The 23,276-nt window shown below is 73.4% G+C and carries 19 protein-coding genes; 10 read left to right on the top strand and 9 right to left on the bottom strand.

Annotated elements, in window-relative coordinates; all coding sequences use genetic code 11:
* Nucleotides 1-7: 7 nt before the first annotated feature.
* Together JOF41_RS25505 and JOF41_RS25500 are read right to left on the bottom strand one after the other, a co-directional pair.
* Complete coding sequence (locus JOF41_RS25505) at nucleotides 8-418, bottom strand: flagellar basal body L-ring protein FlgH (protein ID WP_189227320.1); 411 nt, start codon at nucleotides 416-418, stop codon at nucleotides 8-10.
* Between the two features lie 41 nt (nucleotides 419-459).
* Entirely contained in the window at nucleotides 460-1,599 is a 1,140-nt protein-coding gene (locus JOF41_RS25500; RefSeq protein WP_189227319.1) for a mechanosensitive ion channel family protein, read from the bottom strand.
* A 723-nt stretch (nucleotides 1,600-2,322) separates the two neighbouring features.
* Between JOF41_RS25500 and recD2 the strand changes: the two genes are divergently transcribed.
* Nucleotides 2,323-4,506: an SF1B family DNA helicase RecD2 gene (gene recD2, locus JOF41_RS25495; protein ID WP_307867529.1), complete on the top strand. Its 2,184-nt coding sequence runs from the start codon at nucleotides 2,323-2,325 to the stop codon at nucleotides 4,504-4,506.
* Here the strand turns inward: recD2 and JOF41_RS25490 are convergent.
* Nucleotides 4,503-5,330 (bottom strand): MerR family transcriptional regulator, encoded by an 828-nt coding sequence (locus JOF41_RS25490; RefSeq protein ID WP_189227318.1) that lies wholly within the window; start codon nucleotides 5,328-5,330, stop codon nucleotides 4,503-4,505. The two genes, recD2 and JOF41_RS25490, sit on opposite strands and share 4 nt — an antisense overlap.
* 66 nt (nucleotides 5,331-5,396) lie before the next feature.
* Entirely contained in the window at nucleotides 5,397-5,639 is a 243-nt protein-coding gene (locus JOF41_RS25485) for a DUF2630 family protein (protein WP_189227317.1), read from the bottom strand.
* 141 nt (nucleotides 5,640-5,780) lie between these two features.
* On the opposite strand from JOF41_RS25485, the gene JOF41_RS25480 reads away from it, so the two are divergent.
* The gene (locus JOF41_RS25480) at nucleotides 5,781-7,535 is read left to right on the top strand and encodes a M14 family zinc carboxypeptidase (protein WP_307867528.1); all 1,755 of its coding nucleotides are present in this window, start codon (nucleotides 5,781-5,783) and stop codon (nucleotides 7,533-7,535) included.
* Between the two features lie 73 nt (nucleotides 7,536-7,608).
* Here the strand turns inward: JOF41_RS25480 and JOF41_RS25475 are convergent, their stop codons facing one another.
* A complete protein-coding gene (locus JOF41_RS25475; protein WP_209622538.1) occupies nucleotides 7,609-9,225 on the bottom strand; it encodes a glycosyl hydrolase family 18 protein in 1,617 nt (538 codons plus the stop codon).
* Nucleotides 9,226-9,518: 293 nt separating this feature from the next.
* Here JOF41_RS25475 and JOF41_RS25470 point away from each other — a divergent pair, with 293 nt between their 5' ends.
* On the top strand, nucleotides 9,519-10,640 hold the full coding sequence (locus tag JOF41_RS25470) for a serine hydrolase domain-containing protein (protein ID WP_209622535.1): 1,122 nt from the start codon (nucleotides 9,519-9,521) through the stop codon (nucleotides 10,638-10,640).
* 38 nt (nucleotides 10,641-10,678) lie between these two features.
* On the opposite strand, the gene JOF41_RS25465 is transcribed toward JOF41_RS25470, so the two are convergent.
* Nucleotides 10,679-11,143, bottom strand: coding sequence for a heme-degrading domain-containing protein (locus JOF41_RS25465; protein WP_189227314.1), 465 nt, complete (start codon nucleotides 11,141-11,143; stop codon nucleotides 10,679-10,681).
* Nucleotides 11,140-12,159: a Gfo/Idh/MocA family protein gene (locus JOF41_RS25460; RefSeq protein WP_209622532.1), complete on the bottom strand. Its 1,020-nt coding sequence runs from the start codon at nucleotides 12,157-12,159 to the stop codon at nucleotides 11,140-11,142. Before JOF41_RS25460 ends, JOF41_RS25465 begins: the two co-directional genes overlap by 4 nt.
* Nucleotides 12,160-12,213: 54 nt before the next feature.
* On the opposite strand from JOF41_RS25460, the gene JOF41_RS25455 reads away from it, so the two are divergent.
* Both JOF41_RS25455 and JOF41_RS25450 read left to right on the top strand, forming a co-directional pair.
* On the top strand, nucleotides 12,214-13,266 hold the full coding sequence (locus JOF41_RS25455) for an ROK family transcriptional regulator (RefSeq protein WP_189227312.1): 1,053 nt from the start codon (nucleotides 12,214-12,216) through the stop codon (nucleotides 13,264-13,266).
* Nucleotides 13,267-13,322: 56 nt separating this feature from the next.
* Nucleotides 13,323-14,036, top strand: a complete 714-nt coding sequence (locus JOF41_RS25450; RefSeq protein ID WP_189227311.1) for a PP2C family protein-serine/threonine phosphatase — start codon at nucleotides 13,323-13,325, stop codon at nucleotides 14,034-14,036.
* Nucleotide 14,037: 1 nt separating this feature from the next.
* Here JOF41_RS25450 and JOF41_RS25445 read toward each other — a convergent pair whose 3' ends face one another.
* The gene (locus JOF41_RS25445) at nucleotides 14,038-14,709 is read right to left on the bottom strand and encodes an ArsR/SmtB family transcription factor (RefSeq protein WP_209622529.1); all 672 of its coding nucleotides are present in this window, start codon (nucleotides 14,707-14,709) and stop codon (nucleotides 14,038-14,040) included.
* 65 nt (nucleotides 14,710-14,774) lie between these two features.
* Between JOF41_RS25445 and JOF41_RS25440 the strand changes: the two genes are divergently transcribed.
* From JOF41_RS25440 to JOF41_RS25425, 4 genes are all read left to right on the top strand, one after another.
* Nucleotides 14,775-16,043, top strand: coding sequence for an isocitrate lyase/PEP mutase family protein (locus JOF41_RS25440; RefSeq protein WP_209622527.1), 1,269 nt, complete (start codon nucleotides 14,775-14,777; stop codon nucleotides 16,041-16,043).
* A gap of 529 nt (nucleotides 16,044-16,572) precedes the next feature.
* Nucleotides 16,573-19,248: a helix-turn-helix transcriptional regulator gene (locus JOF41_RS25435; protein WP_209622524.1), complete on the top strand. Its 2,676-nt coding sequence runs from the start codon at nucleotides 16,573-16,575 to the stop codon at nucleotides 19,246-19,248.
* Nucleotides 19,249-19,392: 144 nt separating this feature from the next.
* Complete coding sequence (locus JOF41_RS25430; protein ID WP_189227308.1) at nucleotides 19,393-19,824, top strand: YciI family protein; 432 nt, start codon at nucleotides 19,393-19,395, stop codon at nucleotides 19,822-19,824.
* A gap of 48 nt (nucleotides 19,825-19,872) precedes the next feature.
* Complete coding sequence (locus JOF41_RS25425; protein WP_189227307.1) at nucleotides 19,873-21,132, top strand: RNA polymerase sigma factor; 1,260 nt, start codon at nucleotides 19,873-19,875, stop codon at nucleotides 21,130-21,132.
* A 9-nt stretch (nucleotides 21,133-21,141) separates the two neighbouring features.
* On the opposite strand, the gene JOF41_RS25420 is transcribed toward JOF41_RS25425, so the two are convergent.
* Complete coding sequence (locus JOF41_RS25420; RefSeq protein ID WP_209622521.1) at nucleotides 21,142-22,374, bottom strand: erythromycin esterase family protein; 1,233 nt, start codon at nucleotides 22,372-22,374, stop codon at nucleotides 21,142-21,144.
* Nucleotides 22,375-22,498: 124 nt separating this feature from the next.
* Here JOF41_RS25420 and JOF41_RS25415 point away from each other — a divergent pair, with 124 nt between their 5' ends.
* Nucleotides 22,499-23,215, top strand: coding sequence for a TioE family transcriptional regulator (locus JOF41_RS25415; RefSeq protein ID WP_209622520.1), 717 nt, complete (start codon nucleotides 22,499-22,501; stop codon nucleotides 23,213-23,215).
* Nucleotides 23,216-23,276 lie beyond the last annotated feature (61 nt).

Raw genomic sequence — 23,276 nt, 5'->3', positions numbered from 1 at the left:
CGCCGTTCTAGGGGGTCGGCTCGACCCGGTCGACGGGTTCGTCCACGTCCACCCGGCTCACCCCGTCGACGGTGGTGGCGCGCTGGACGGCCTCCAGCGGCACGGACGCCCGCACGTAGCCGACGGTCGCGTCCGACGCCTCGACCGAAGCGCCCAGGTCGCGCAGTCGCGCGGCGACCCGCTCGGTCGCGCCCGGCGCGGTGGACAGCAGCAGCACCACCGAGTCCGCCCCGTCGCGGCGGGCCCGCGTGAGCGCTTCCTTGCCCTCCGGGCTCAGCTGCGGCACCGGCACCTCCACCTTCGACGTGGCCGTCCCGCTCCACGCGGGCGGGACGGCGACCGGCGCCTCACCCGCGTGTTCCGCCCGCGCGCCGCAGCCCGCGAGCACCAGGCACCCCACCACCAGCAGCTTCCGCACGTCCCCAGGACGGACGGTCCGCGCGTGCGGGTTGCACGGGCTCACCCGCGCTGCTGGTCGGGGCCGCTGAACGCCTGCACCCGCTCCTCGCCGTCCGGGCTGTCGCCGAAGACCCGGTTGTCGCCGGAGCTGACCGCCCCGTTGGTCGTCCGGCCCGCCGTGCGCGGCAGCTCCCGCAGCCGCACCTGCGGCAACGCGGCCGGGTGGTGCTGCCGCAGCCAGTTCACCAGGTGCTCGCGCACCAGGCACCGCAGGTCCCACAGGTGCCCCGCGTCGCTGGCCGAGACCAGCGCGCGGACCCGCACGAAGGCGTTGACCGCCTCGGTCACCTGCAGCACCGAGACCCGGCCGTCCCACAGGTCGCTGCCCTCCAGCACCCGCCGCAGCTCCTGGCGCATGTCCTCCACCGGCACGGTCCAGTCCACGTCCAGCTCCACCGTGCCCAGCAGCGCGGACTGGGTGCGGGTCCAGTTCTGGAACGGGGTGCGCAGGAAGTAGGAGGTGGGCAGGATCAGCCGCCGGTCGTCCCACAGGTGCACCACGACGTAGGTCAGCGTGATGTCCTCGATGCGCCCCCACTCCTTCTCCACGATCACCACGTCGTCCAGCCGCAGCGCGTCGCTGAACGCGATCTGCACGCCCGCGAAGACGTTGCCCAGCAGGGACTGCGCGGCCAGCGCCGCGATGGCGCCGATGACACCGGCCGAGGCCAGCAGCGACGTGCCCGCCGCGCGGGCGCTGGGGAAGGTCATCAGCACGGCGGAGGCGGCCAGCACGCCGACCACCACCACGGTGACCCGGCGGACCAGGGTGATCTGGGTGTGCACGCGCCGGGCGTGCCGGTTGTCGGAGACGTCGACCCGGATGCGGGCCAGCGTCGCGTCCTCGATGACCACCAGCAGCGCCGCCAGCAGCCAGGCCCCGGCCAGGATCAGCGCTATCCCGACCACGTGCAGCGCGACCGGTCGCCAGTCGCCGTGCGCGACCACCCCCAGCGAGAACTGGACGGCCACCAGCACGGCCACCACCAGCGCGGGCCGGTGCAGGTGCTGGGCGATGCCCGCGAACAGGGCGGACCGGTGCCCGATGCGGGCGACCACCCGGTGCACCGAGGCGACGACGAGCAGTGCGATCAGCACCGATCCGGCGAACGTGAGGATCGCCGTGACGGGGGCGGGCACGTGTGGCACCTCCTTTTTGCGGGTACAGACTGGTGTTGCGTACCCGCGAACGGACGAACTCAGCCCTTCGTGCGACTTCCGTCACCGTGCGCCCCCTCCCCGCGAGTCGAACGCTCAGGTACCGCGAGTCGAACGCTCAGGACCCCTGAGTTCGTCGTTCGGGTTGGGTTATCCAGCAAAGCGGCGCTCGCCGCGCGGCAGGTCGCCAAGGACGGCGGGTCGCGCCGTCCCCGCATGACCTGCCGGAGGCGAACCACACGCGTCAAGGGGCCCGGTTCGGGTGGTGGGTTGGTTCGGGTGTTCAGGGCCCCTTGACACGTGCGGTCGGGACGAGCCCAGGTCATACGGGGACGGCGCTCACGGGCACCCCGCTGCGCGCGCTCCGCGCGCGCCCCCTGGTGCGTCGGCAAGTACTACCCGGCGAGGTTGGGAGGGCCGGTGACTACTACCCGAGGCACGGAAGCGGGCGCGGGCTGGGGCGCGAGAAGCGCGGGTCGAGGCCGCGAGAGTGTGGGTCGGGGTGCGAAAGCGCGGGTCGGGGTGCGCGAATGTTGAATTCGGGGTGTCTGAGCGTTCGACTCGCGGGGGCGACACGCCCAACACGCCCATAGGTGGGCGACACCGGGGGAGGGCGTGGTGGGGGCGTGGGTGGTGGACGGGGGGGTGCGGGGGCGACGCGCGGGGGGAGGGGTGGGTGTCGGGGGGCGTGGTTAGGGTGGCGGGGTGACTGCTGGTGGCGGTGCGGTGCTGGAAGCGGTGCTGGAGCGCATCACGTACGCCAACGAGGAGACCGGCTACACCGTCGCCAGGGTGGACACCGGGCGCGGCGGTGATCTGGTCACCGTGGTGGGGGCGCTGCTGGGCGCGCAGCCGGGCGAGTCGATCCGGATGCGCGGGCGGTGGGGGTCGCACCCGCAGTACGGCAAGCAGTTCCACGTGGACGACTACACGACCGTGCTGCCCGCCACGGTCCAGGGCATCCGCCGCTACCTGGGCTCGGGGCTGATCAAGGGTATCGGGCCGGTGCTGGCCGACCGGATCGTCTCGCACTTCGGGGTGGCCGCGCTGGACGTGATCGAGCAGCAGCCGGAACGGCTGATCGAGGTGCCCAAGCTGGGGCCCAAGCGCACGAAGATGATCGCCGCCGCCTGGGAGGAGCAGAAGGCGATCAAGGAGGTCATGGTCTTCCTCCAGGGCGTCGGCGTGTCCACCTCGCTCGCGGTGCGGATCTACAAGCAGTACCAGGACAAGTCGATCGACGTGGTGCGCGAGGAGCCCTACCGGCTGGCCACCGACGTGTGGGGCATCGGGTTCCGCACCGCCGACGTGATCGCCAAGGCGGTGGGCATCCCGCACGACAGCCCGCAGCGGGTCAAGGCGGGGCTGCAGTTCACGCTGTCCGAGGCCACCGGCGACGGCAACTGCTTCCTGCCGGAGAACGAGCTGATCGGCGCGGCGATCAAGATCCTCCAGGTGGACGCGGGGCTGGTGATCGAGTGCCTGGCCGAGCTGGTCGCCGAGGAGGGGGTGGTGCGCGAGCTGCTGCCCGACGGCGAGCCCGCGATCTACCTGGTGCCCTTCCACCGGGCGGAGATCTCGCTGGCCAACCAGCTCCGGTCGCTGCTGGGCACCGACGCCGAGCGGATGCCCGCGTTCCAGGACGTGGACTGGGACCGGGCCTTCGCGTGGTTGGGCGCGGAGCTGGCGGACGAGCAGCGCGAGGCGGTGCGGTTGGCGCTGTCCCGCAAGGTGGTGGTGCTGACCGGCGGGCCGGGGTGCGGCAAGAGCTTCACGGTCCGCTCGATCGTCCGGCTGGCCCTGGCCAAGCGGGCCAAGGTGGTGCTGGCCGCGCCGACCGGGCGCGCGGCCAAGCGGCTGACCGAGCTGACCGGGCACGAGGCGCGCACCGTGCACCGGCTGCTGGAGCTGCGGCCCGGCGGTGACGCGGCCTACGACCGGGACCGGCCGCTGGACGCGGACCTGGTCGTGGTGGACGAGGCGTCCATGCTGGACCTGCTGCTGGCCAACAAGCTGGTCAAGGCCGTCGCGCCGGGCGCGCACCTGCTGCTGGTCGGCGACGTGGACCAGCTGCCGTCGGTGGGCGCGGGCGAGGTGCTGCGCGACGTGCTGGCGCCGGGCAGCCCGGTGCCGCACGTGCGGCTGACCCGCATCTTCCGGCAGGCGCAGGAGTCCGGTGTGGTGACCAACGCGCACCGGATCAACTCCGGCGACTACCCGGTGGTGCGGGGGCTGCCGGACTTCTTCCTGTTCCCCGTGGAGGAGGCCGAGGAGGCGGCGGCGCTCACCGTGGACGTGGTGGCCGAGCGCATCCCGCGCAAGTTCGGCCTGAACCCGCGGCGCGACGTGCAGGTGCTCACCCCCATGCACCGCGGTCCCGCGGGCGCGGGAGCGCTGAACGCGGTGCTGCAGGAGGCTCTCACACCGTCCACAAAGGACGTGCCGGAACGCCGGTTCGGTGGGCGCGTGTTCCGGGTGGGGGACAAGGTGACCCAGATCCGGAACAACTACGACAAGGGCGCCAACGGGGTTTTCAACGGCACCCTCGGCGTGGTCACCGCTCTCGACGTGGTGGAGCAGAAGCTGACGGTCCGGACTGACGAGGACGAGGACGTGGACTACGAGTTCGGGGAGCTGGACGAGCTGACCCACGCTTACGCCATGACGATTCACCGCTCACAGGGCAGTGAGTACCCATGCGTGGTCATCCCAATCACGACGAGCGCGTGGATGATGTTGCAGCGCAACCTCCTCTACACCGCGGTCACCCGCGCCAAGAAGCTCGTCGTGCTGGTGGGCTCGCGCAAGGCGATCGGGCAGGCGGTCCGCACCGTGGGCGCCGGGCGGCGCCACACGGCGCTGGACCACCGGCTCGCCTGCGCGATCTAGCGCACGGGGAACGCCACGTCGCACACCGCGTCGTCGGGTCCGTTCTCGCCCCAGCCCGCGAAGTACACCTCGCGCGGCGCGGCGGCGATCTCGTGCCCGTTGGCCTTGATCCACTCCGCCACGGCGTCGTAGGCGGACAGGATCTGCGGGTACCGCACCTGCGCCTTGGTCAGCCGCACGTACGCCTCGCGGTGCTCCGGCTCGACCCGCGCGGCCGCGTCGGCGGGCGCCTCGTCCGCCTCGATCGGCACGCACACCTCGGCCGGACCGTCGCTGTCCTCGTTGACGTCGCCGTGGTAGACCACGAACGACGCGCCCGCCACGCCCCCGTGCGCCCGTGCCGCCTTCTCCAGCCGGTCCGTCGCCTCGGCGATCCACTCCGGCAACTGCTCGGGCGTGACGTGCCGCTGCTCGGTGAGCACCACCTGGCGGCCGACCGATCGTTGCGCGATCTCGTACATCTCCAACAGCCCCTTCCCTCCGGACAACACCACGCGGAGGTGCGCGGCCAGGGTCCGCTGGGCGGCCACCCGCTGCTCGACGCCGTCCCAGTACGCCGCGAGCAGGGCGGCGCGCTCGTCGGGCGGGGCGGACACGATCCGCGCCACGGTGGCCAGCGGCATGTCCAGCATCCGCAGCCGCGCCACCAGCCTGGCCACCGGCAGCTGGTCGGCCCGGTACCGGCGGTACCCGTTGCCGGGGTCCACCCGCGCCGGGACCAGCAGGCCGAGGCGGTCGTAGAGCCGCAGCGCCTTCAGCGACAGCCGGGACCGGCGCGCGAACTCACCGGTCCCCAGCAGCTCCGCCACCCGCACATCCTCCACGCCGGAGAGCTTGGGGCGCGCCCCAGGGGCAGGGTCAAGTCGCTGCCGCCAGGACTACCGCGGCGACTACTGGCGGTAGCCCTCCACGGTGCCGGGGTCGCGCGGCTGGGCGCCGTCGGGGTCCAGCCCGGCGTCCCGCCGGGCGCGGCGCTGCCGCAGCAGGTCCCAGGTCTGGTCCAGGGACACCTCCAGTTCGCGCAGCCGCCGCGCGTCGTCGTCGGAGAGCCCTTCGCCGGTGCGGGACCGCTCCAGCTTGTGCTCCTCGTCGACCAGCTCGTTGATCCGGGCGACCAGTTCTTCGTCGGTCACGTGGTTCCACCTCCGTTCGGAGCAACCTCCGGGTACCTCGCGCACGGTGACCAAAACACGCGCACGAGTGGCCGTTCGGCGGGTGTCGCGCGCGGGGCGGGGTGCTCCATCCTCGGATCACCCTGCGAGGAAGGAAAACACGTGGAGTCCAGCAGACGAACAGTGGTGACCATGGTCGTCGCCGGTGTCGCCGCCGCGGCGGTCGCCGCCGGTGGCGTGCCGAGCACGGCGGGCCCGGCCCCCGCCCCGCCCGCCGACCAGCCCGGCCCGACCTACGTCTACCAGGTCCGCGCGCCCCTCGGGCAGGCCGCCCAGGACCTGCTCGGCCGGGGTTTCGACGTGCTGGAGCACCGCGAGGGCGAGGACCTGTTCGTGCTCGGCGACCAGGCCACCGGGCAGCGCCTGCGCGAGGCCGGGTTCCAGGCCGTCGTGGACGAGGTGATGCCGCCGCCGCTGTGGCAGCCCCCGGCGCGGGAGGCGAAGGCCGCCTCGATCGACGAGACGTACTACGGCGGCTACCGCACGATCAACGCCCACTGGGCGCACCTGGACCAGGTGGCCGCGCAGTACCCCGGTTTGGCGACGGTGGTGGACTACGGCGATTCGTGGAAGAAGACCCAGGGCGCGGGCGGCCACGACCTGCGGGCGGTCTGCATCACGAAGAAGAACGACGGCGACTGCGCGCTGGACCCGAACGCGCCCAAGCCGAGGTTCTTCGTGATGGGGCAGCTGCACGCGCGCGAGGTGACCACCGGTGACGTGGCGTGGCGGTGGATCGACCACCTGACGCGGGGCTACGGCAGCGACGCCGAGGTGACGGCGCTGCTGGACAGCACCGAGGTGTGGGTGGTGCCGATCGCCAACCCCGACGGCGTGGAGATCGTGCAGCAGGGCGGCAACTCTCCGCGCTACCAGCGCAAGAACGCCAACGGCACCAACGGTTCCAACTGCTCGGGCACGTCCAGCAGCCAGCTCGGCGTCGACCTCAACCGCAACACCGACTCGCACTGGGGCGGCGACGGCACCTCCAGCAACCCGTGCGACCAGAGCTACAAGGGCCCCAGCGCCAACTCGGAGGCGGAGACCAAGGCGCTGCAAGGGCTCTGGCGCGGCCTGTACCGGGACCGCCGGGGCACCAAGGTCACCGACGCCGCGCCCGCCGACACCACCGGCGTGGTGGTCTCCATGCACAGCTACTCGAACCTGGTGCTGTTCCCGTGGGGCTGGACGACCCAGTACAGCACGGGCAACGACGCGCCGCTGCGCAAGATGGCGCAGGACCTGGTGGGCCTGGCCGGTTCCGGCTGGCAGTACGGGCAGCCCGGCGAGGTGCTCTACAACGCCGCGGGCGCGACGGACGACTGGGTCTACGACGACCTCGGCGTGGCCAGCTTCGTGTGGGAGATCGGGCCGTCCAGCGGCACGTGCGGCGGTTTCTTCCCGCCCTACTCCTGCCAGGAGAGCACGTTCTGGCCCAAGGTCAAGCCGATGCTGCTGTACGCGGCCAAGAAGGCCGCCGCCCCGTACGCGGCGCCCGAGCTGCCCACGGGGTGCGACAAGCGCGTCAACGACACCGACGTGGTCATCCCGGACCGGGGCGCGGCGGTGACCAGCTCGGTGCTGGTGACCGGCTGCGCGGGCAACGCCTCGGCCTCCTCGCAGGTGGAGGTGCACGTCAAGCACAGCTACCGGGGCGACCTGGTGCTCGACCTGATCGCGCCGGACGGCTCGGTGTACCAGCTCAAGCCCGCCAGCGGTGACGGGACGGACAACATCGACGCGACCTACACCGTCAACCTCTCCGGCGAGGCCCGCGACGGCGAGTGGAAGCTGCGGGTGCAGGACGTGTACCTGGGCGACACCGGCCGCCTGGACTCGTGGAGCCTGCTGATCTGACAACGGCTGATCTGACAACGGCGGAGGGCCCCGCGGACGTCGTGTCCGCGGGGCCCTCCGGGTGCTGCGGGGGTCAGCGCAGGCCGTTGCTCATCGCGGTGATGAGCTCGCCGTCGGACGTGTCGCCGTCCAGCGCCCAGAAGAAGGCGCCGCCGAGGCCCTGGTCCTTGGTGTAGCTCATCTTGCCGCCGATGGTGGCGGGGGTGTCGTAGCTCCACCAGTTGTTGCCGCAGTGGGCGTACGCGGTGCCCGCGACGGTGCCGGTGGCCGGGCAGGTGTTCTTGAGGACCTTGTAGTCCTCGATGCCCGCCTCGTAGGTGCCCGGAGCGGCGCCGGTGGCCGTGCCGCCCGGAGCGGACTGCGTCACGCCGGTCCAGCCACGGCCGTAGAAGCCGATGCCGAGCAGCAGCTTGGCAGCCGGCACGCCCTTGCTCCTGAGCTTGCGCATCGCCGAGTCGGAGTCGAAGCCCTGCTGCGGGATGCCGGGGTAGGAGGTCAGCGGCGAGTGCGGGGCGGTCGGGCCCTGCGCGTTGAACGCGCCGAAGTAGTCGTAGGTCATGACGTTGTACCAGTCCAGGTACTGCGCCGCGCCGCCGTAGTCGGCCGCGTCGATCTTGCCGCCGTCGCTGCCGTCCGCGGTGATCGCGGCGGTGACCAGGTAGCCGGGGCCGAACCGGTCGCGCAGCGCCTTGGACACGTCCTTGAACGCGCCGAAGCCGCTGGTGTCGCAGGTCAGGCCGCAGGCGTTGGGGTACTCCCAGTCGATGTCGATGCCGTCGAACACGTCCGCCCAGCGCGGGTCCTCGACCAGCTTGTAGCAGGACTCGGCGAAGGCGGCCGGGTTCTGCGCGGCCTGGCCGAAGCCGCCGGACCAGGTCCAGCCGCCGAACGACCACAGCACCTTGATGTGCGGGTACATCTTCTTCAGCTTGCGCAGCTGGTTGAAGCTGCCGCGCAGGGCGCCGGTGTCCCAGCTGTCGGCCACGCCGTCCACGGAGGTCTCGGCGGTGTAGCCCATGTCGTAGTCGGCGTAGGCGTCGCCGATGGCGCACTGGCCGTTCTTCACGTCGCCGAACGCGTAGTTGATGTGCGTCAGCTTCGCGGCCGAACCGCTGGTGTGGATGTTCTTGACGTAGTACTTGCGACCGTAGACGCCCCACTGGGTGAAGTAGCCCAGGTTCTTGCGGCTGCCCACCGACGGGTTGTCAGTGGTCTTGGTGGTGGTGGTCGTCGTGGTCGTGGTTGTGGTCGTCGTGGTGGTGGTCGTGGTCGGGATGGTCCCGCCCGCGTCGCACGACGCCCCGTTGAGCTTGCAGTTGGTCGGGCCGGCGTAGGAGCCGGTGTAGGTCACGTTGAAGCCGAAGCTGACCGTGGAACCGGGGGAGACGCTGCCGTTCCAGGTGTTCTTGACGGTCACGCGCTGGCCGCTGGCGGTGTAGGCGCCGTCCCACAGCGAGCTGATCTTGTGGTTGGCGGGCAGGTCGAATTCGAGGGTCCAGCTGGACAGGGCCGCGCCGCTGCCGTTGGCGATCGTGTACTTGCCCTCGTAGCCGGTTCCCCAGTCAGCGCCCTTGGTGAACGTGGCGGAGACGCCCGCCGCGCCGCTGGCGGCCGGGGCGGCGGCCAGGCCGGCGGCCGCCGTGGCCACCGCTACGGACAGTGCTGTGAGGTGCCATCGGATTCTCGACATCCATGCTCCTTGCAGGGGAGGAGGGGAGGCAGGGTGGGGAGAAGATCTGGTCCAGACCAGTTCACGGTCAAGGTCTAGACCACTTTTGTCACTCGAACGGCGTAACGGCAGGCCGGTGAAAGCGCTCCCGACCGCCATTCGGCCCTCCCTGCGGTGCGAGTCGGGTGTTCACGCACAGCGACTCGCGCATCGCATCAAACGGGAGTCGCATTCCTCACCCCTACCGGGGATGGACGAGGTGATCTCCCCGGACGGCCAGACTCGGTGGCCCGATGCCGAGGGAGGGAACACCGATGGGCAAGAGGGGATGGGCCGCGGCGGTCGTCACGGCTTTAGTGCTCGGCGCGACTGGCGCGGCGACGGCGACGGCGACGGCGACGGCGGACACGTCAGCGGACGCGGCGGCGCGGATCGACCGCGCCGCCGTGCAGCGGGCGCTGGACGCCATGACCCGCACGGGCGCGGCGGGTGTCCAAGTTCGGATCACCGAAGGCAATCGTCAGTTCGCCGCCCGCAGCGGCGTGGCCGAGTGGGGGCGGGAGCGGCCGGTGCCGCTGGACGGCCGGTTCCGGATCGGCAGCGTCACCAAGACGTTCGTCTCGACCGTGGTGCTGCAACTGGTCGGCGAGGGCCGGGTCGAGCTGGACGCGCCGGTGGGGCGCTACCTGCCGGGACTGCTGCCCGACGGCGACCGGATCACCGTGCGGATGCTGTTGCAGCACACCAGCGGCCTGCACGACTACACCGGATCGCTGCCGAGCGATCCGGTGGAGCAGCTGAAGATCCGCTACAAGCACTGGGAGCCCGCGGAGCTGGTCGCGCTGTCCACGGCCAAGCCGCTGAACTTCCCGCCGGGCACCCGGTTCGACTACTCCAACACCAACTTCGCCGTGGCCGGGATGCTGATCGAGCAGGTGACCGGCAGGTCGTACGACGTCGAGGTCGAGCGCCGCGTGCTGCGTCCGCTGGGGCTGCGCGCCACGTTCCTGCCCGGTGACCGGCCGGGCATCCCCGGCCCGCACGCGCACAGCTACGTGCGCCTGGACGGACGGGTCGAGGACATCACCCGGTTCAACCCGTCGGTGGCGGGCGCGGCGGGGTCGATGATCTCGACCACCGCCGACCTCGACCGGTTCGCGGACGCGCTGCTGGGCGGGGAACTGCTCAAGCCCGCCCAGCTCGCCGAGATGATGAAGTCCCTGCCGTTCAGCGAGGGGTACGGCCTGGGCTTCGCCGCCTACCCGATGTCGTGCGGCACGACGGCGTGGGGGCACGACGGGGTCATCTTCGGCTACTCGTCGGCGGTGCTGAGCACCGCCGACACCGGGACGCGCCTGGTCGTGTCGTTCAGCAGCGGCCCCGACGAGGGTGAGGTGGAAGGGCTGCGGGAGCTGCTCGACGAGGTGTTCTGCTGAGCACGTCGGGGCGCCCCCGGTGCGGGGGCGCCCCGCGCTCACCGCTGGAGGAACGCCGCCAGCTGCTCCACCACGAAGGCGTGGTCCTCGGCCTGCGGCAGCCCGGAGACACCGACCGTGCCGACCACGCCCACGTCCCGCACGATCACCGGGAACACGCCGCCGTGCGCCGCGTAGAGGTCGGTGTCCAACCGGGAGTCGGCGTCGAACTCCTTGCCCTGGACCCGGAAGCTGGTGCCGACGTGGTAGGAGCTGTGCCCGTACCGGTCCACCACCCGGCTCTTGCGGTCGATCCACGCGTCGTTGTCCGCCGAGGTGCCCGGCAGCGCGGCGTGGAACAGCCGCTGCTGCCCGCGCCGCACCGACACCACCACGGGCAGCCGCCGCGCGCGGGCCGCGTCCACCAGGAACAGCCCGAGCGCCAGCGCGGTCTCGTTGTCGAAGCGGGTGAACACCAGCCGCTCCTCCTGGGCCGCCAGTTCCGCCAGCAGTTCCGCGCTCATACCGCGACCACCTCTCCGGTGCGGGCGGACTCGAAGGCCGCCTCGATCAGTCCCAGCGCGTACACCGCCGACTCCGGGGCCACCGGCAGCGGCCCGCCCTCGGTCAGCGCCGCGACCAGCAGCCGGTAGAACTCCGAGTACGCCCCCGGCACGCCGGGCACGGGGGTGAACCCGCCCGCCACGCCCAGCACGGCGGGGGTGGTGAGCCCGCCGAAGGGCAGGCCCGCGGCCAGCGCGCCCTCCTGCCCGTCCAGGCCCTGGCTGACGAACGCCGCTTCGGAGCCGAGCACGCGGAACCGGGGTCCGTGGTGCGCGGCGGTGTGGCTGGCCCACAGGTGCGACCGCACGCCGTTGTGGTGCCGCAGCGCCACGAACACGTCGTCGTCGACCCGCGCGCCGGGCCGCCGCTGGTCGAGTTCGGCGTAGACCGACGCCACCGGGCCGAACAGCTGCACGGCCTGGTCGACCAGGTGGGAGCCCAGGTCGTAGAGCAGCCCGCCCGCCTCGTCGGCGTCGGCGCGCTCGCGCCAGCCGTCGTCGGGCGTCGGCGTCCAGCGCTCGAACCGGGACTCGAACCGGGCGACCCGGCCCAGCGCGCCTTCGGCGAGCAGCGCTCGCGCGGTGAGGAAGTCGCTGTCCCAGCGCCGGTTCTGGAACACCGTGACCGGCACGCCGCGCTGCTCGGCGGCCTTGAGCACCCGCCGCGCGTCGGCGACGGTGGCCGCGAAGGGCTTGTCGACCACGACCGGGATGCCCGCCTCGACGGCGGCCAGCGCGAGCGGCACGTGGGTGCGGTTGGGGCCCGCGACGACCACCAGGTCGACCCCGGCGGCGAACAGCTCCTCGGGGGTGGACAGCAGTCGCGCCGAGGGGTGGGCCGCCGCGGCGGCGGCCCGGCGGTCGGGGTCGGTGGTGACGATGGCCGAGACGGTCATTCCCGGTGTCGCCTCGATGAGGGGGGCGTGGAACACCCTCCCGGCGATACCGTAACCCAGTATTCCAGTTCGGACGGACATGGAATTATTAAAACAACACTGTTGACTAACTGCTAGACGTGCGATGATGCCCACGTGCCGAACTTGCGCTTCCTGCGCGGCTACAACGACGCGGTGGTGCTGGGCCTGACCCGGTCCGGCGCGGTGACCAGGGTGGAGCTGGCCGAGCGCAGCGGGCTGACCCCCCAGGCCGTCTCCAAGATCGTCAACCGGATGATCGCCGACGGCCTGCTGGTCGAGTCCGGCACCCGCAACGTCGGCGTGGGCAAGCCCCGCACCCTGCTGCGGCTGGTCGCCGACCGGGGGCTGGCGCTGGGCGCCCAGGTGGAGCGCGACGAGCTGCGGGTGGTGCTGGCCGACCTGGCGGGCGACGTGGTGGACCGCGCCGTGGCCCCCCTGCCGCGCGGCTTCGACCCGCCCACGTTCGTCGAGGCGCTGGCCGAGCTGGTCGACCGGATGCGCGCGCCGGTGCCCGCCGACCGGCTGCTCGGCGTGGGCATCGGGTTCGTCGGCCCGCTGGACCACCGCACCGGCGTGGTGCACGACGCCACCGGCCTGATCGGCTGGCACGACGTGCCGCTGCGCGCGCTGGCCGAGCGGCGGCTGGGCCTGCCCGTGGTCGTGGACAAGGACACCAACACCGCCGTGGTCGCCGAGTCGTGGCGGCGCGGCGAGCAGCTGCGCGACGCGGTGCTGGTGCTGGTCGGCACCGGGCTGGGTGTCGGGCTGCTGCTCGACGGCCAGGTCTACCGGGGCGCGCGGACCAACGCCGGGGAGTTCGGGCACACCACCATCCAGCTCGACGGGCCGCCGTGCGTGTGCGGGCGGACCGGGTGCGTGGAGGCCGTGCACAACCTGGCCGCCGCCCGCGGCGACCTGGCCGGGGCCACCGCCGTGGTCGGCCTGGCCGTGGCGGACCTGGTGCAGCTGCTCGACGTGGACCACGTGGTGCTGGCGGGGCGCGCGGTGCTGTCCGAACCGGAGGCGTACACCGCCGCGGTGCGCGCCCGGATGCCGGTGGACGACTGGCTGCCGGTCGACGTCGGTATCACACCTCTGGGTGATGATGTGGTCGCGGCGGGGGCCGCGATGCTCGTCCTGAGCGAGTTCTACGGCCGTCCGCGCTGACCGCGAAGGGGACAGCGCCCGTCGCCGCTGTTCGCGCGGGTGATTCACTGTGTGGCATGTATTCGCTCCGCTACGCCGTCGGCACCGATCCCGGACTGCGCCGCGAGGCCAACGAGGATTCGGTGCACTGCGGCGAGCGCCTGTTCGCCGTCGCGGACGGGATGGGCGGCCACGCGTACGGGGAGGTGGCCAGCTCGATCGCCGTGGCGGTGCTGGCCGACCTCGACGTGGACGCCGACGACCCGCTCACCGAGCTGGCAGGCGCGACCAGGCAGATCGCGGTCCGGCTGACCGACCTGGCAGAGGAGAACCCCGACATGCGCGGGATGGGCACCACGCTCACCTCGCTGCTGTGGGACGGCGAGCGGTTCGCCGTGTGCCACATCGGGGACTCGCGCTGCTACCTGCTGCGCGAAGGGCAGCTCAGCCAGGTCACCAGGGACCACACCATGGTCCAGGCGATGGTCGACGAGGGCCGGATGGCCGCCGAGCAGGCCGCCGAGCACCCCGGCCGGTCGATGCTGCTGCGCGCGTTGCAGGCGGGCGGCGAGTACGACGCGGACCTGTTCTTCCAGGACGTGCTCGCCGGTGACCGGTACCTGATCTGCTCGGACGGCCTCAGCGACGTGGTCGCGCCGTCGGAGATCGCCGAGCTGCTGGCGGCGGAGGGCGACCGGGAGCAGGTGGTGGAGGCGCTCATCGCGGCGGCCAACGCGCGGGGCGGCCCGGACAACATCACCTGCCTGCTGGTGGACGTCCTGCCCGCCTGACTCACCCCTCGGGCGTGAGGTCGAGCAGGGCGCGCAGGGCGGCGCGGCCCTCGGGGGTCACCCGGACGGCGCGGGTGCCGCCGACGCGGCGCACCCAGCCCTCGGCGTGCAGGTGGGCGCAGACGTGCGCGCCCGCGCGGCCCGCCAGGTGCGAGCGGCGCTCGGTCCAGTCCAGGCACTCGCGGGCCAGCGGGCGGGAGCCGGTGGGCACCGGCCCCAGCGCGGCCAGCCAGGCGTGTCCCGCGTCGGTCACCGCCATGCCGTCGCCGAGCAGGCCCCTGGCCGCCATCGCCTCGGTGATCGCCACGCCCAGCCGCCCGGCCAGGTGGTCGTAGCAGGTGCGGCCCTCGGCCAGCGCGGCGGAGGCGCGCACCGCGCGCAGGGCGGGCCGGGGCGGCACCGGGCCGACGTGCGAGAGCAGCGCCTCCAGCAGCGCGGCCACCTCCGGGCGGGCCAGCTGGACGTAGCGGTGCCGCCCCTGCCGCCGCTGGACCAGCAGCCCGCCCTCGACCAGCCGGGTCAGGTGCTCGCTGGCGGTGGACGGCGCGACCCCCGCCTCGGCGGCCAGCTCGCCCGCCGTCCAGGCGCGGCCGTCCAGCAGCGCCAGGCACAGCCGCGCCCGGCTCGGTTCGGCAAGCAGCCCGGCCAGGCGGGCGATCTCCTCGGCGACCACCCCGCCATTGTGCGCCCAGGACAGTTCGGTCCACGCCGAAGCGTCCCCGCCCTAGCGTGGCCGCCATGGACCCCTTGGAACTCCCCGTCCCCGCCGTGCCCGACGCCGCGTCCGGGGTGGCGTGGTTGCGCGCCCACGTGGCGCGGTTCAGCGAAGGCGAGGCGCACGAGCGCAGGCGCGCGCTCGTGCTGCGCGAATTGTCCACAATAGACCCGGCGGCGCTGGCCAAGCCGGGTGACCACGTCGCCGCGCTGGCCGAGGCGATGGGACTGCCGCGCTCGGTCACCTCCGACGTAGCCCTGGTCGCCGCCTGCTACCAGCCGCACGTCCCGGCCACCCCGGCGGCGGACGCCGCGGTGGCGCGGCTGGTCGCCACCTGCGGCGGCGCGTGGGACGAGACCACGGCCAACCGGATCGGCCTGCTGGTGCAGGCCCGCGACGCCACCGCCGCGCTGATCCGGGGCGACACCCCGCCGGTCCCGCGCACCCGCCGGGTCGCGCCGGACGGCTCGCTGGTCGAGGTCGACCTCGCGGCACGCCCGTTCGGCGCGGGCAGGCACGCCTGCCCCGGCCGCGCGCACGCGCTCGCCCTCGCCGAGGGCGCGACCGCGTTCCACCGCCTGCACCACGGCGACCGGCCGCTGCTGCTGCCCAACGCCTGGGACTTCGCCTCCGCCGCGGCGCTGGTCGAAGCCGGGTTCCCGGCCGTGGGCACGACCAGCCTCGGCGTCGCCGCCGCGCACGGCCTCCCCGACGGCGAGGGTGTGGCGCTGGCGGAGACCCTCGCCCTGGCCCGGCTGCTGGTGCGGCTGCCGGTGCCGGTCACGGTCGACGTGGAGTCCGGCTTCGGGGCCGATCCCCGCGAGCTGGCCGCGCGGCTGGCCGAGATCGGCGTCGCCGGGGTCAACGTGGAGGACGCCCTGGGCGATCCGGCCGAGCACGCGCGGGTGGTGCGCGGCTTCAAGGAGGGCGCGCCGGGGTTGTTCGTCAACGCCCGCGTGGACACCTACTGGCTGAACGCGGACCAGCCGTCCACTCTGGACCGGGCGCTGAGGTACGTCGACGCCGGGGCGGACGGGATCTTCGTGCCCGGCCTGCGCGAGCCCTCGGCGATCGAGGCGCTCGTCGCTGCGCTGCCCGTGCCGCTGAACGTGCTGGCGCAACTGGACCTGGACACCTTGGCGGAGTTGGGCGTGCGGCGGGTCAGCACCGGTTCGCTGCTGTTCCGCGCCGCCCTGGGCGCGGCGGTCGCGACCGCGCTCGCCGTGCGGGACGGCGAGCCGGTCGGCGAGGCGCCCGACTACCGGCAGGTGCAGGCGCTAGTTCGGGTTTGACGTGCGGCTCGGGTGTGCGCGACAGCGGGGCGAAGGGGTGCACCAGCATCCGGCCGCCGGTGCCGTGACCACCGCCAGGACCGCTCCGCGACGCATGGGGCGAGTCCGGTGGTCGGCACCACCGGGGTCAACGCCCTGTCGAACACGGACAGTGACGAAGATGGGGTGGCGAACGGGTCTTGATGGCGCATTCCCGGCGACCGGGAATTATTCCGTTCTGGCCACGTGTGATCGATTCCGAATTGTTGCACACCCCCTGGCGGAGAACCTGCAGAATCAATCGGTCCAGCGGCGTGCCATCCGCTCCAGCCGCTCACTTTTTCGTGAAAGACCTGGTAGACGGTCCCTTCGTCGGGCGTCTCGGGTCGTCGGGGCGACTCCGCGAGCCGGTGGAACGATTCACGTCACCAGTTCCGCGCGGAACCGGTGAAAACGCGGGGCCCGGCGGGTGAACGGGAGAAGAATCGGCGAGCGATTCACGTCGCACCGAAATCTTGTTAACAGCGAGTGAGACTTGTAGCCTGCCGGTATGCGCGCCGTCACCCTGCGCCTCCTCGGCCGCGAGCGTGAGCTGGAACGCCTGCTGGCACGGGTCGAGGACCTGGCGCAGGGGCGGGGTGCCGCGCTGCTCGTCGAGGGCGAGCCGGGCATCGGCAAGACCACGCTGGTGCGGGCGGTGTGCGAGAACGCGGCGGCGCGCGGGTTCCGGGTCTGCCGCGGCGCGGGCGACGAGCTGGGCAGGCCGCTGCCGCTGCTGCCGCTGCTGGAGGCGCTGGCCACCGCGCGGGCGGAGGACGCGGCCGTCGACCCGGTCACCGCCACCGAGGACCGGCTGCTGGCCCGCGTGGACGACCTGTGCGCGATCGGCCCGGTCGTGCTGCTGGTGGACGACCTGCAGTGGGCCGACCCGGCGACCATCGCGGTGTGGCGGCGGCTGGCGGGCCTGGTGCCCCAGCTGCCCCTGCTGCTGATCGGCGTGGTGCGCCCGCTGCCCCGGCGCGACGAGCTGGCCGCGCTGCGCGAGCCGCGCTTCACCGTGGGCAGGCTCAGCGACGTGGCCGTGGCCGAGCTGGTCGCGCACCTGGTCGGCGGCGTCCCGGACCGGGAGCTGCTGCGGCTGGCGGCGGGCGCGGGCGGCAACCCCCTCTACCTGGTCGAGCTGGTGGAGGCGCTGCTGCGCGGCGGCGCGGTGCGGGTGGACGCGACCGGCATCGCCCGGTCCACCGGCGCGGGCGTGCCCGCCTCGCTGTCGGCCGCCATCGCCGACCGCGTCGGCTTCCTGGGCGAGGGCGTGCGCCGGGTGCTGGCCGCCGCCGCGCTGCTGGGCGTGGACTTCCCCGTCGCCGACCTCGCCGCCGTGCTGGGGGCGCGGGTGGTCGACCTGCTGCCCGCGCTGCAGGACGCGACGGTCACCGGGGTGCTGGTGGACGGCCCGGCAGGGCTGTCGTTTCGGCACCCGCTGGTGCGCACCGCGCTGTACGACAGCGTGCCCGTCGCCGTTCGCGGCGCCTGGCACCTGGAGGCGGCCCGTGCGCTGGTCGACAGCGGGGCGGGGGTGAGGCGGGTGGCCCGCCAGCTGCTCGCGGGCGGTGACGACGCGCCGCCGTGGGTGGTGGCGTGGGTGGTGCGGCACGGCGCGACGCTGGTGGCGCACGCCCCGGAGGCCGCGGTCGACCTGCTCACCAGAGTGGTCGAGGCCCCGCAGGCGGAGCACTGCCGCGCGGCGCTGCTGTCGCACCTGGCCGAGGCCCGGTTCCGGCTGGGCGACCACCACGGCGCCGAGGCCGTCGCGCTGGCCGGGCTGGCGCACGGCGCGTCGGTGGACCTGCACTGGACGCTCGCGCAGTGCCGCAGCCTCACCGGCCGCTCCGCGCAGACCCTGGCCGAGGTGCGGCGGGCGCTGGAGGCCCCGGACCTGACCGAGGCCGACCGGACCCGGCTGCTGGTGCTGGCCGCGCGGGCGCACTGGGACCTGGGCGAGCTCGACGACGCGGAGCGGCTGGCCGACGCCGTGCTGGCGACCGGCACCGGCGACCGGTGGGCCACCAGCTGGGCACTGCACGTGCGCACCATCGTGGGCATGGCGCGCGGGCGGATGGCCGACGCGCTGCCCCTGTTCGAGCGGGCGCTCGCGGTCGCGATGGGCGACCCGGCCACCGCCGACCTGCGGCTGCTGCTGCAGATCAACCAGGCCGTGACGCTGGGCGAGCTGGACCGGGGCGAGGAGGCGATCGCCGCCGCGGCCGAGGTCAGGCAGGCCGCCGACCGGGCGGGCAACCTGGTGCGGCTGGCGCAGGCGCAGAGCGCGCTGGGCCAGCTGCTGCTCGACGCGGGCCGCTGGGACGAGGCGCTGGTCGAGGTCGACCTGCTGGCCGACGACCTCAAGCACCCGCTGGTGTCCCGCTGCGACCACGGCGTGGCGGCGCTGATCCACCTGCACCGGGGCGCGCCGGTCGAGGCGCGGCGGCACCTGGACCTGGCCGGGCGCGACGGCACCGGTCACGTCGTCGGCTCGCTGGCGCTGGCCAGGAGCCTGGAGCTGGAGCAGGACGGGCGCCCGGCCGAGGCGCTGCGGGTGCTCGCCGCGGGCTACCCGGCGGCGGAGGACCTGCTGCCGGAGACCGCGCGGCTGGCCGTGCGGCTGGGGGAGCGGGAGATCGCGGAAGCGGTCCGGTCACGCGCCTGGGAGCTGGTCGACGAGCTGGACGTGCCGCACCGACGCGCGGCGGCGGCGTACTGCCAGGCGCTGTGCGACGACGACCCGGCGGCCCTGCTGGCGGTGGCCGAGCAGGCGTGCCGCCCCCTGCTGCGGGCGCAGGCGCTGGGAGCCGCGGCTGTGGGGTTCGCGGCGCGGGGCGAGCGCGCGTCCGCGCGCGCCGCGCTCGGTCGGGCCGTCGAGGCGCACACCGCGCTGGGGGCCGAGTGGGACGTGAACCTGCTGCTGTCCCGGCTGCGCGAGCACGGCATCCGGCGCGGCCCGCACGTCAAGCACCGGCGGACCGCGCACGGCTGGGACTCGCTGACGCCCACCGAGCTGCGGGTGACCGAGCTGGTGGTCGCGGGCCTGTCCAACCGCCAGATCGGCGAGCGGCTGTTCATGTCCGGCCGCACCGTGGCCACCCACGTCTCGCACGTGCTGGCCAAGCTCGGCGTCCGCTCCCGCACCGACATCGCCCGCGAGGCCGTCCGCCACCGCGTCGGCTGACACCAGGCCGTTGACCTGTGGGAACACCGGTCGTAAAAAATCTTGGAAAAAGTTCGGCCGAGGTGTCGTCCCGGAGGCCGGCTCGTTCGTCGCTCGTGCAGAGGGCAGGATGAGCCGGCTCGAAGACGAAGAACGGGGACAGCGATGCGCTTCATGGTGATGGTCAAGGCGACGGCGGAGTCCGAGGCGGGCGTGATGCCCAGCGAGCAGATGCTGGCCGAGATGGCCGCCTTCAACGAGGAGCTGATCAAGGCGGGTGTGCTGCTCGCGGGCGAGGGCCTGCACCCCAGCTCCAAGGGGGCGCGCGTGCGCTTCTCCGGCGACAAGCGCACCGTCGTGGACGGGCCGTTCACCGAGACCAAGGAGCTGGTCGCCGGGTTCTGGCTGCTGGAGGTCAAGTCGCTGGAAGAGGCCATCGAGTGGGTCAAGCGGGTGCCCAACCCCACCGGCGAGGAGTCCGAGATCGAGATCCGCCAGGTCTTCGACCCCGAGGACTTCGCCGACAACGCCCCCGAGGGCCTGGTCGAGCGGGAGAAGGAGCTGCGCGAGCAGTTCGACGCCCGGCAGCGGGGCTGAGCCACCCCGCCCTTGTCGGCGCGCGTCGGGGCTGATCTCATCACGGTCGTGACAGCTCCCGACGCGCGCCGCGCCGTCGAAGCGGTGTGGCGGATCGAGTCCGCGCGGCTCATCGCGGGTCTGGCCCGCATGGTCCGCGACCTCGGCACGGCCGAGGAACTGGCCCAGGACGCCCTGGTCAGCGCCCTGGAGCAGTGGCCGCGCACGGGCATCCCGCGCAACCCCGGCGCGTGGCTGATGACCGCGGCCAAGAACCGCGCGGTGGACGGCATCCGCAGGCGGCAGAACTACCAGCGCAAGCTGGAGGAGGTCGGCCGGGGGCTGGCCGAGGAGCACGCGCCGGACGCGGGCGACGGCGTCGGGGAGATCGACGACGACCTGCTGCGCCTGGTGTTCACCGCCTGCCACCCCGTGCTGTCCACCGAGGCGCAGGTGGCGCTGACCCTGCGAGTGCTCGGCGGGCTGACCACCGAGGAGATCGCCAGGGCGTTCCTGGTGCCCGAGCCGACCGTGGCGCAGCGCATCACGCGGGCGAAGAAGGCGCTGGCCAAGGCGGGCGTGCCGTTCGAGGTCCCGGCCGAGGACCAGCGGCCCGCCCGGCTGGCCTCGGTGCTCGGCGTCATCTACCTGATCTTCAACGAGGGCTACTCGGCCACCGCGGGCGACGACTGGATGCGGCCGGAGCTGTGCGCGGACGCGCTGCGGCTGGGCCGGGTGCTGGCCGGGCTGATGCCGCGCGAGCCCGAGGTGCACGGGCTGGTGGCGCTGATGGAGATCCAGGCGTCCCGGTCCCGCGCCCGCACCGGCCCCGACGGCGAGCCGGTGCTGCTGCTCGACCAGGACCGCGCCAAGTGGGACCAGCTGCTGATCCGCCGCGGCCTGGCGGCGCTGGAGCGCGCCGAGTCGCTGGGCGGGACCTACCGCCCGTACACCCTGCAAGCCGCCATCGCCGCCTGCCACGCCCGCGCCCGCAGGCCCGAGGACACCGACTGGACCAGGATCGCCGGCCTGTACGAGGCGCTGTCCCTGGTCGCCCCCTCGCCGATCGTGGAGCTCAACCACGCCGTGGCGATCGGCATGGCGTTCGGCCCGGCGGTGGGGCTGGAGCTGGTCGACGAGCTGGTGGACGAGCCCGCGCTGAAGGACTACCACCTGCTGCCCAGCGTCCGCGGCGACCTGCTGGCGAAGCTGGGCAGGCACGAGGAGGCGAAGGCCGAGTTCGAGCGCGCGGCCTCGCTGACCCGCAACGAGCGCGAGCGCGCCCTCCTGCTCACCCGCGCCCGCGAGTCGAACGCTCAGACCCCCTGAGCTCAACGCTCAGAGCCGCTTGAGGAACGCGATCGCGTCCGAGCCGTCCAGCCGCGCCGGGTCGAGGGCGAAGTAGCTGTGGTCGCGGGAAGTCCCGACCCGCGCGGCCGGTTCCACGCCCGCCTCGCGCAGGGTCGCGGCGAGGCTCGCCGAGTCGACCAGGTGGGCCTCGCCGGGCAGGCGGGCCAGCACGTCCTCCAGCGTCCCCGCCGGGGGAGCGCCGATCCCCTGGCCCGGCGCGGTGCCCAGCGCGGTGGCCACGAACGCGTACTGCTCGCCCCGCTGCGCGCCCACGATCGCGCCGCTGCTCCACCACTCCAGCGCGTGCCGCGCGAGCTGCCACCGGCTCGGGTCCTTCTGCAGGTGGCGGTTGTGCGCGAACACCAGCGTGGGTCCGCGCTCCCACTCCGCGTCCACAATGGAGCACAGGTTCTCGGCCATCATGGCCTCCCGCAGGTCCATCAACCGGGGCAGGCGGGCGTCGGAAGTGTCGGCCATGCCCGCGTGGTAGCGCAGCAACCCGGCCGCGGCGCGCCCGCGCAGGCACGCCACCCACCAGTCGTGCCGCGACGTCGCCGCGATCAGGCGGGGTGCCTCGGCCACCAGGGCCGCCCGCAGGTCGTCCACGATCAGGCGCAGCTCGCCGACCTCGGCGCGGGCCCCGACGGAGCGGGACGGGTCCAGGGCCGCCGCCTCGTCGGTCCACCGCTCGTCGTCGCCGAGCAGCCGGTCGATCACGCCCTCCTCGCACGGCACGCGGACCGCGTGCGCGGAGAGGTAGCGGTGCAGCGCGGTAAGCGCTTGCCTAGGGCTGTGCGCCCACATCATCTCGATCGGGGCGTCGAACCCGAAGAACCTGAGCCGGTCGGCCTCGGCGCGGCCCCGGTTGCGCTCCCGCATCCACGCGACGAGTTCGCGGTTCGCCTGCGACCGCCCGAACCCGTGGCTGAAGCCCTCGCGCATCACCTGGTCCAGCGAACCCGGTGCCCCGGCGACGAACCCGTCCACCACGAGACCGGCCAGGCAGTCGCTCTCGACCGCGATGGACCGGTAGCCCTCGTGCTCGACGAGGTGGCGGAACACCCGGTTGCGCAGCCGCAGCAGCGCTTCCGCGCCGTGCAGCGCCTCACCCAGGCCGAGCAGCCGAGGCCGGTCGGGCAGCGAGTGCAGGAACTTGGCGAAGGCGGGACCGGCGTCCTCGGTGGCGAAGGGCAGGCCCACGTCCTGAAGCGGAACGGTCATGGTGAAGGTTCTCCCCAGCGATTCGGTACCTTCTACCGTATCGTTGAACCACTCGTCTAAACTCTTCCCGCGCTTTCGAGCGCTAATGCCTGAAAAGCTTCAACCGAGGGGAAAGCCGGCGCAGATGCGGCCCATCGACCTCGCGCGCGACCACGGCCTGTCCACGCAGGCGGTGCGCAACTACGAGGACGCGGGCGTCCTGCCGCCCGCCGAGCGCACGCCCAGCGGCTACCGGGTCTACGGCGAGACCCACGCCCGCGCCCTGCGCGCCTTCCTGGCGCTGGTCCCGGCCCACGGCCACCGGACCGCGACGGCGATCATGCGGGCCGTGAACGCGGGCGCGGTCGACGACGCCCTGACGCTGGTCGACGAGAGCCACGCCCAGCTCCTGCAGGACCGGCGGACCCTGGCGGCCGTCGAGGACGCGCTGCGCGACGTGTCCCCGCCGCCCACACCCCGGTCGGGGCGGTTCTTCGTCGGGGCGCTGGCCGGGAAGCTGGGCGTGCGGCCCGCGACCCTGCGCAAGTGGGAGCGGGCCGGGGTGGTCCGGCCCCAGCGCGACCCGGCGACCGGGTACCGCGTCTACACCGCCGCCGACGTCCGGGACGCCCACCTGGCCCACCAGCTGCGCCGGGGCGGCTACCCGCTGGCCCGCATCGCCCCGCTGCTCGACCAGGTCCGCAAGGCAGGCGGCGTGGTCCCGCTCGACGCCGCCCTCGCCGACTGGCGCGACCGCCTCACCCGGCGCGGCACCGCGATGCTGGCCGCCGCCGCCGAACTCCACACCCACCTGTCCCCCACGCCCGCAAGTACCACCCGACGCGCTCACACGGGCCGCTGACCACCACCCGCCTGCTCGGACGCCCACGAGGCCGTAGGACTATCGTTGAGCCGTCAACCGG

Origin of the sequence: Saccharothrix coeruleofusca, from assembly GCF_017876325.1 — a bacterium.
Classification (GTDB): Bacteria; Actinomycetota; Actinomycetes; order Mycobacteriales; family Pseudonocardiaceae; genus Actinosynnema; species Actinosynnema coeruleofuscum.
The sequence above is the reverse complement of the archived record's forward strand: the minus strand, read 5'-3'. Positions and strand labels throughout refer to the sequence as shown.

What these genes read in the sequence shown, in the direction of transcription:
- JOF41_RS25475 (WP_209622538.1), bottom strand. Translation starts at nt 9,225, where the DNA reads ATGTCGAGAATCCGATGGCACCTCACAGCACTGTCCGTAGCGGTGGCC.
- JOF41_RS25470 (WP_209622535.1), top strand. Translation starts at nt 9,519, where the DNA reads ATGGGCAAGAGGGGATGGGCCGCGGCGGTCGTCACGGCTTTAGTGCTC.
- JOF41_RS25465 (WP_189227314.1), bottom strand. Translation starts at nt 11,143, where the DNA reads ATGAGCGCGGAACTGCTGGCGGAACTGGCGGCCCAGGAGGAGCGGCTG.
- JOF41_RS25460 (WP_209622532.1), bottom strand. Translation starts at nt 12,159, where the DNA reads ATGTCCGTCCGAACTGGAATACTGGGTTACGGTATCGCCGGGAGGGTG.
- JOF41_RS25450 (WP_189227311.1), top strand. Translation starts at nt 13,323, where the DNA reads ATGTATTCGCTCCGCTACGCCGTCGGCACCGATCCCGGACTGCGCCGC.
- JOF41_RS25440 (WP_209622527.1), top strand. Translation starts at nt 14,775, where the DNA reads ATGGACCCCTTGGAACTCCCCGTCCCCGCCGTGCCCGACGCCGCGTCC.
- JOF41_RS25435 (WP_209622524.1), top strand. Translation starts at nt 16,573, where the DNA reads ATGCGCGCCGTCACCCTGCGCCTCCTCGGCCGCGAGCGTGAGCTGGAA.
- JOF41_RS25430 (WP_189227308.1), top strand. Translation starts at nt 19,393, where the DNA reads ATGCGCTTCATGGTGATGGTCAAGGCGACGGCGGAGTCCGAGGCGGGC.
- JOF41_RS25420 (WP_209622521.1), bottom strand. Translation starts at nt 22,374, where the DNA reads ATGACCGTTCCGCTTCAGGACGTGGGCCTGCCCTTCGCCACCGAGGAC.
- JOF41_RS25415 (WP_209622520.1), top strand. Translation starts at nt 22,499, where the DNA reads ATGCGGCCCATCGACCTCGCGCGCGACCACGGCCTGTCCACGCAGGCG.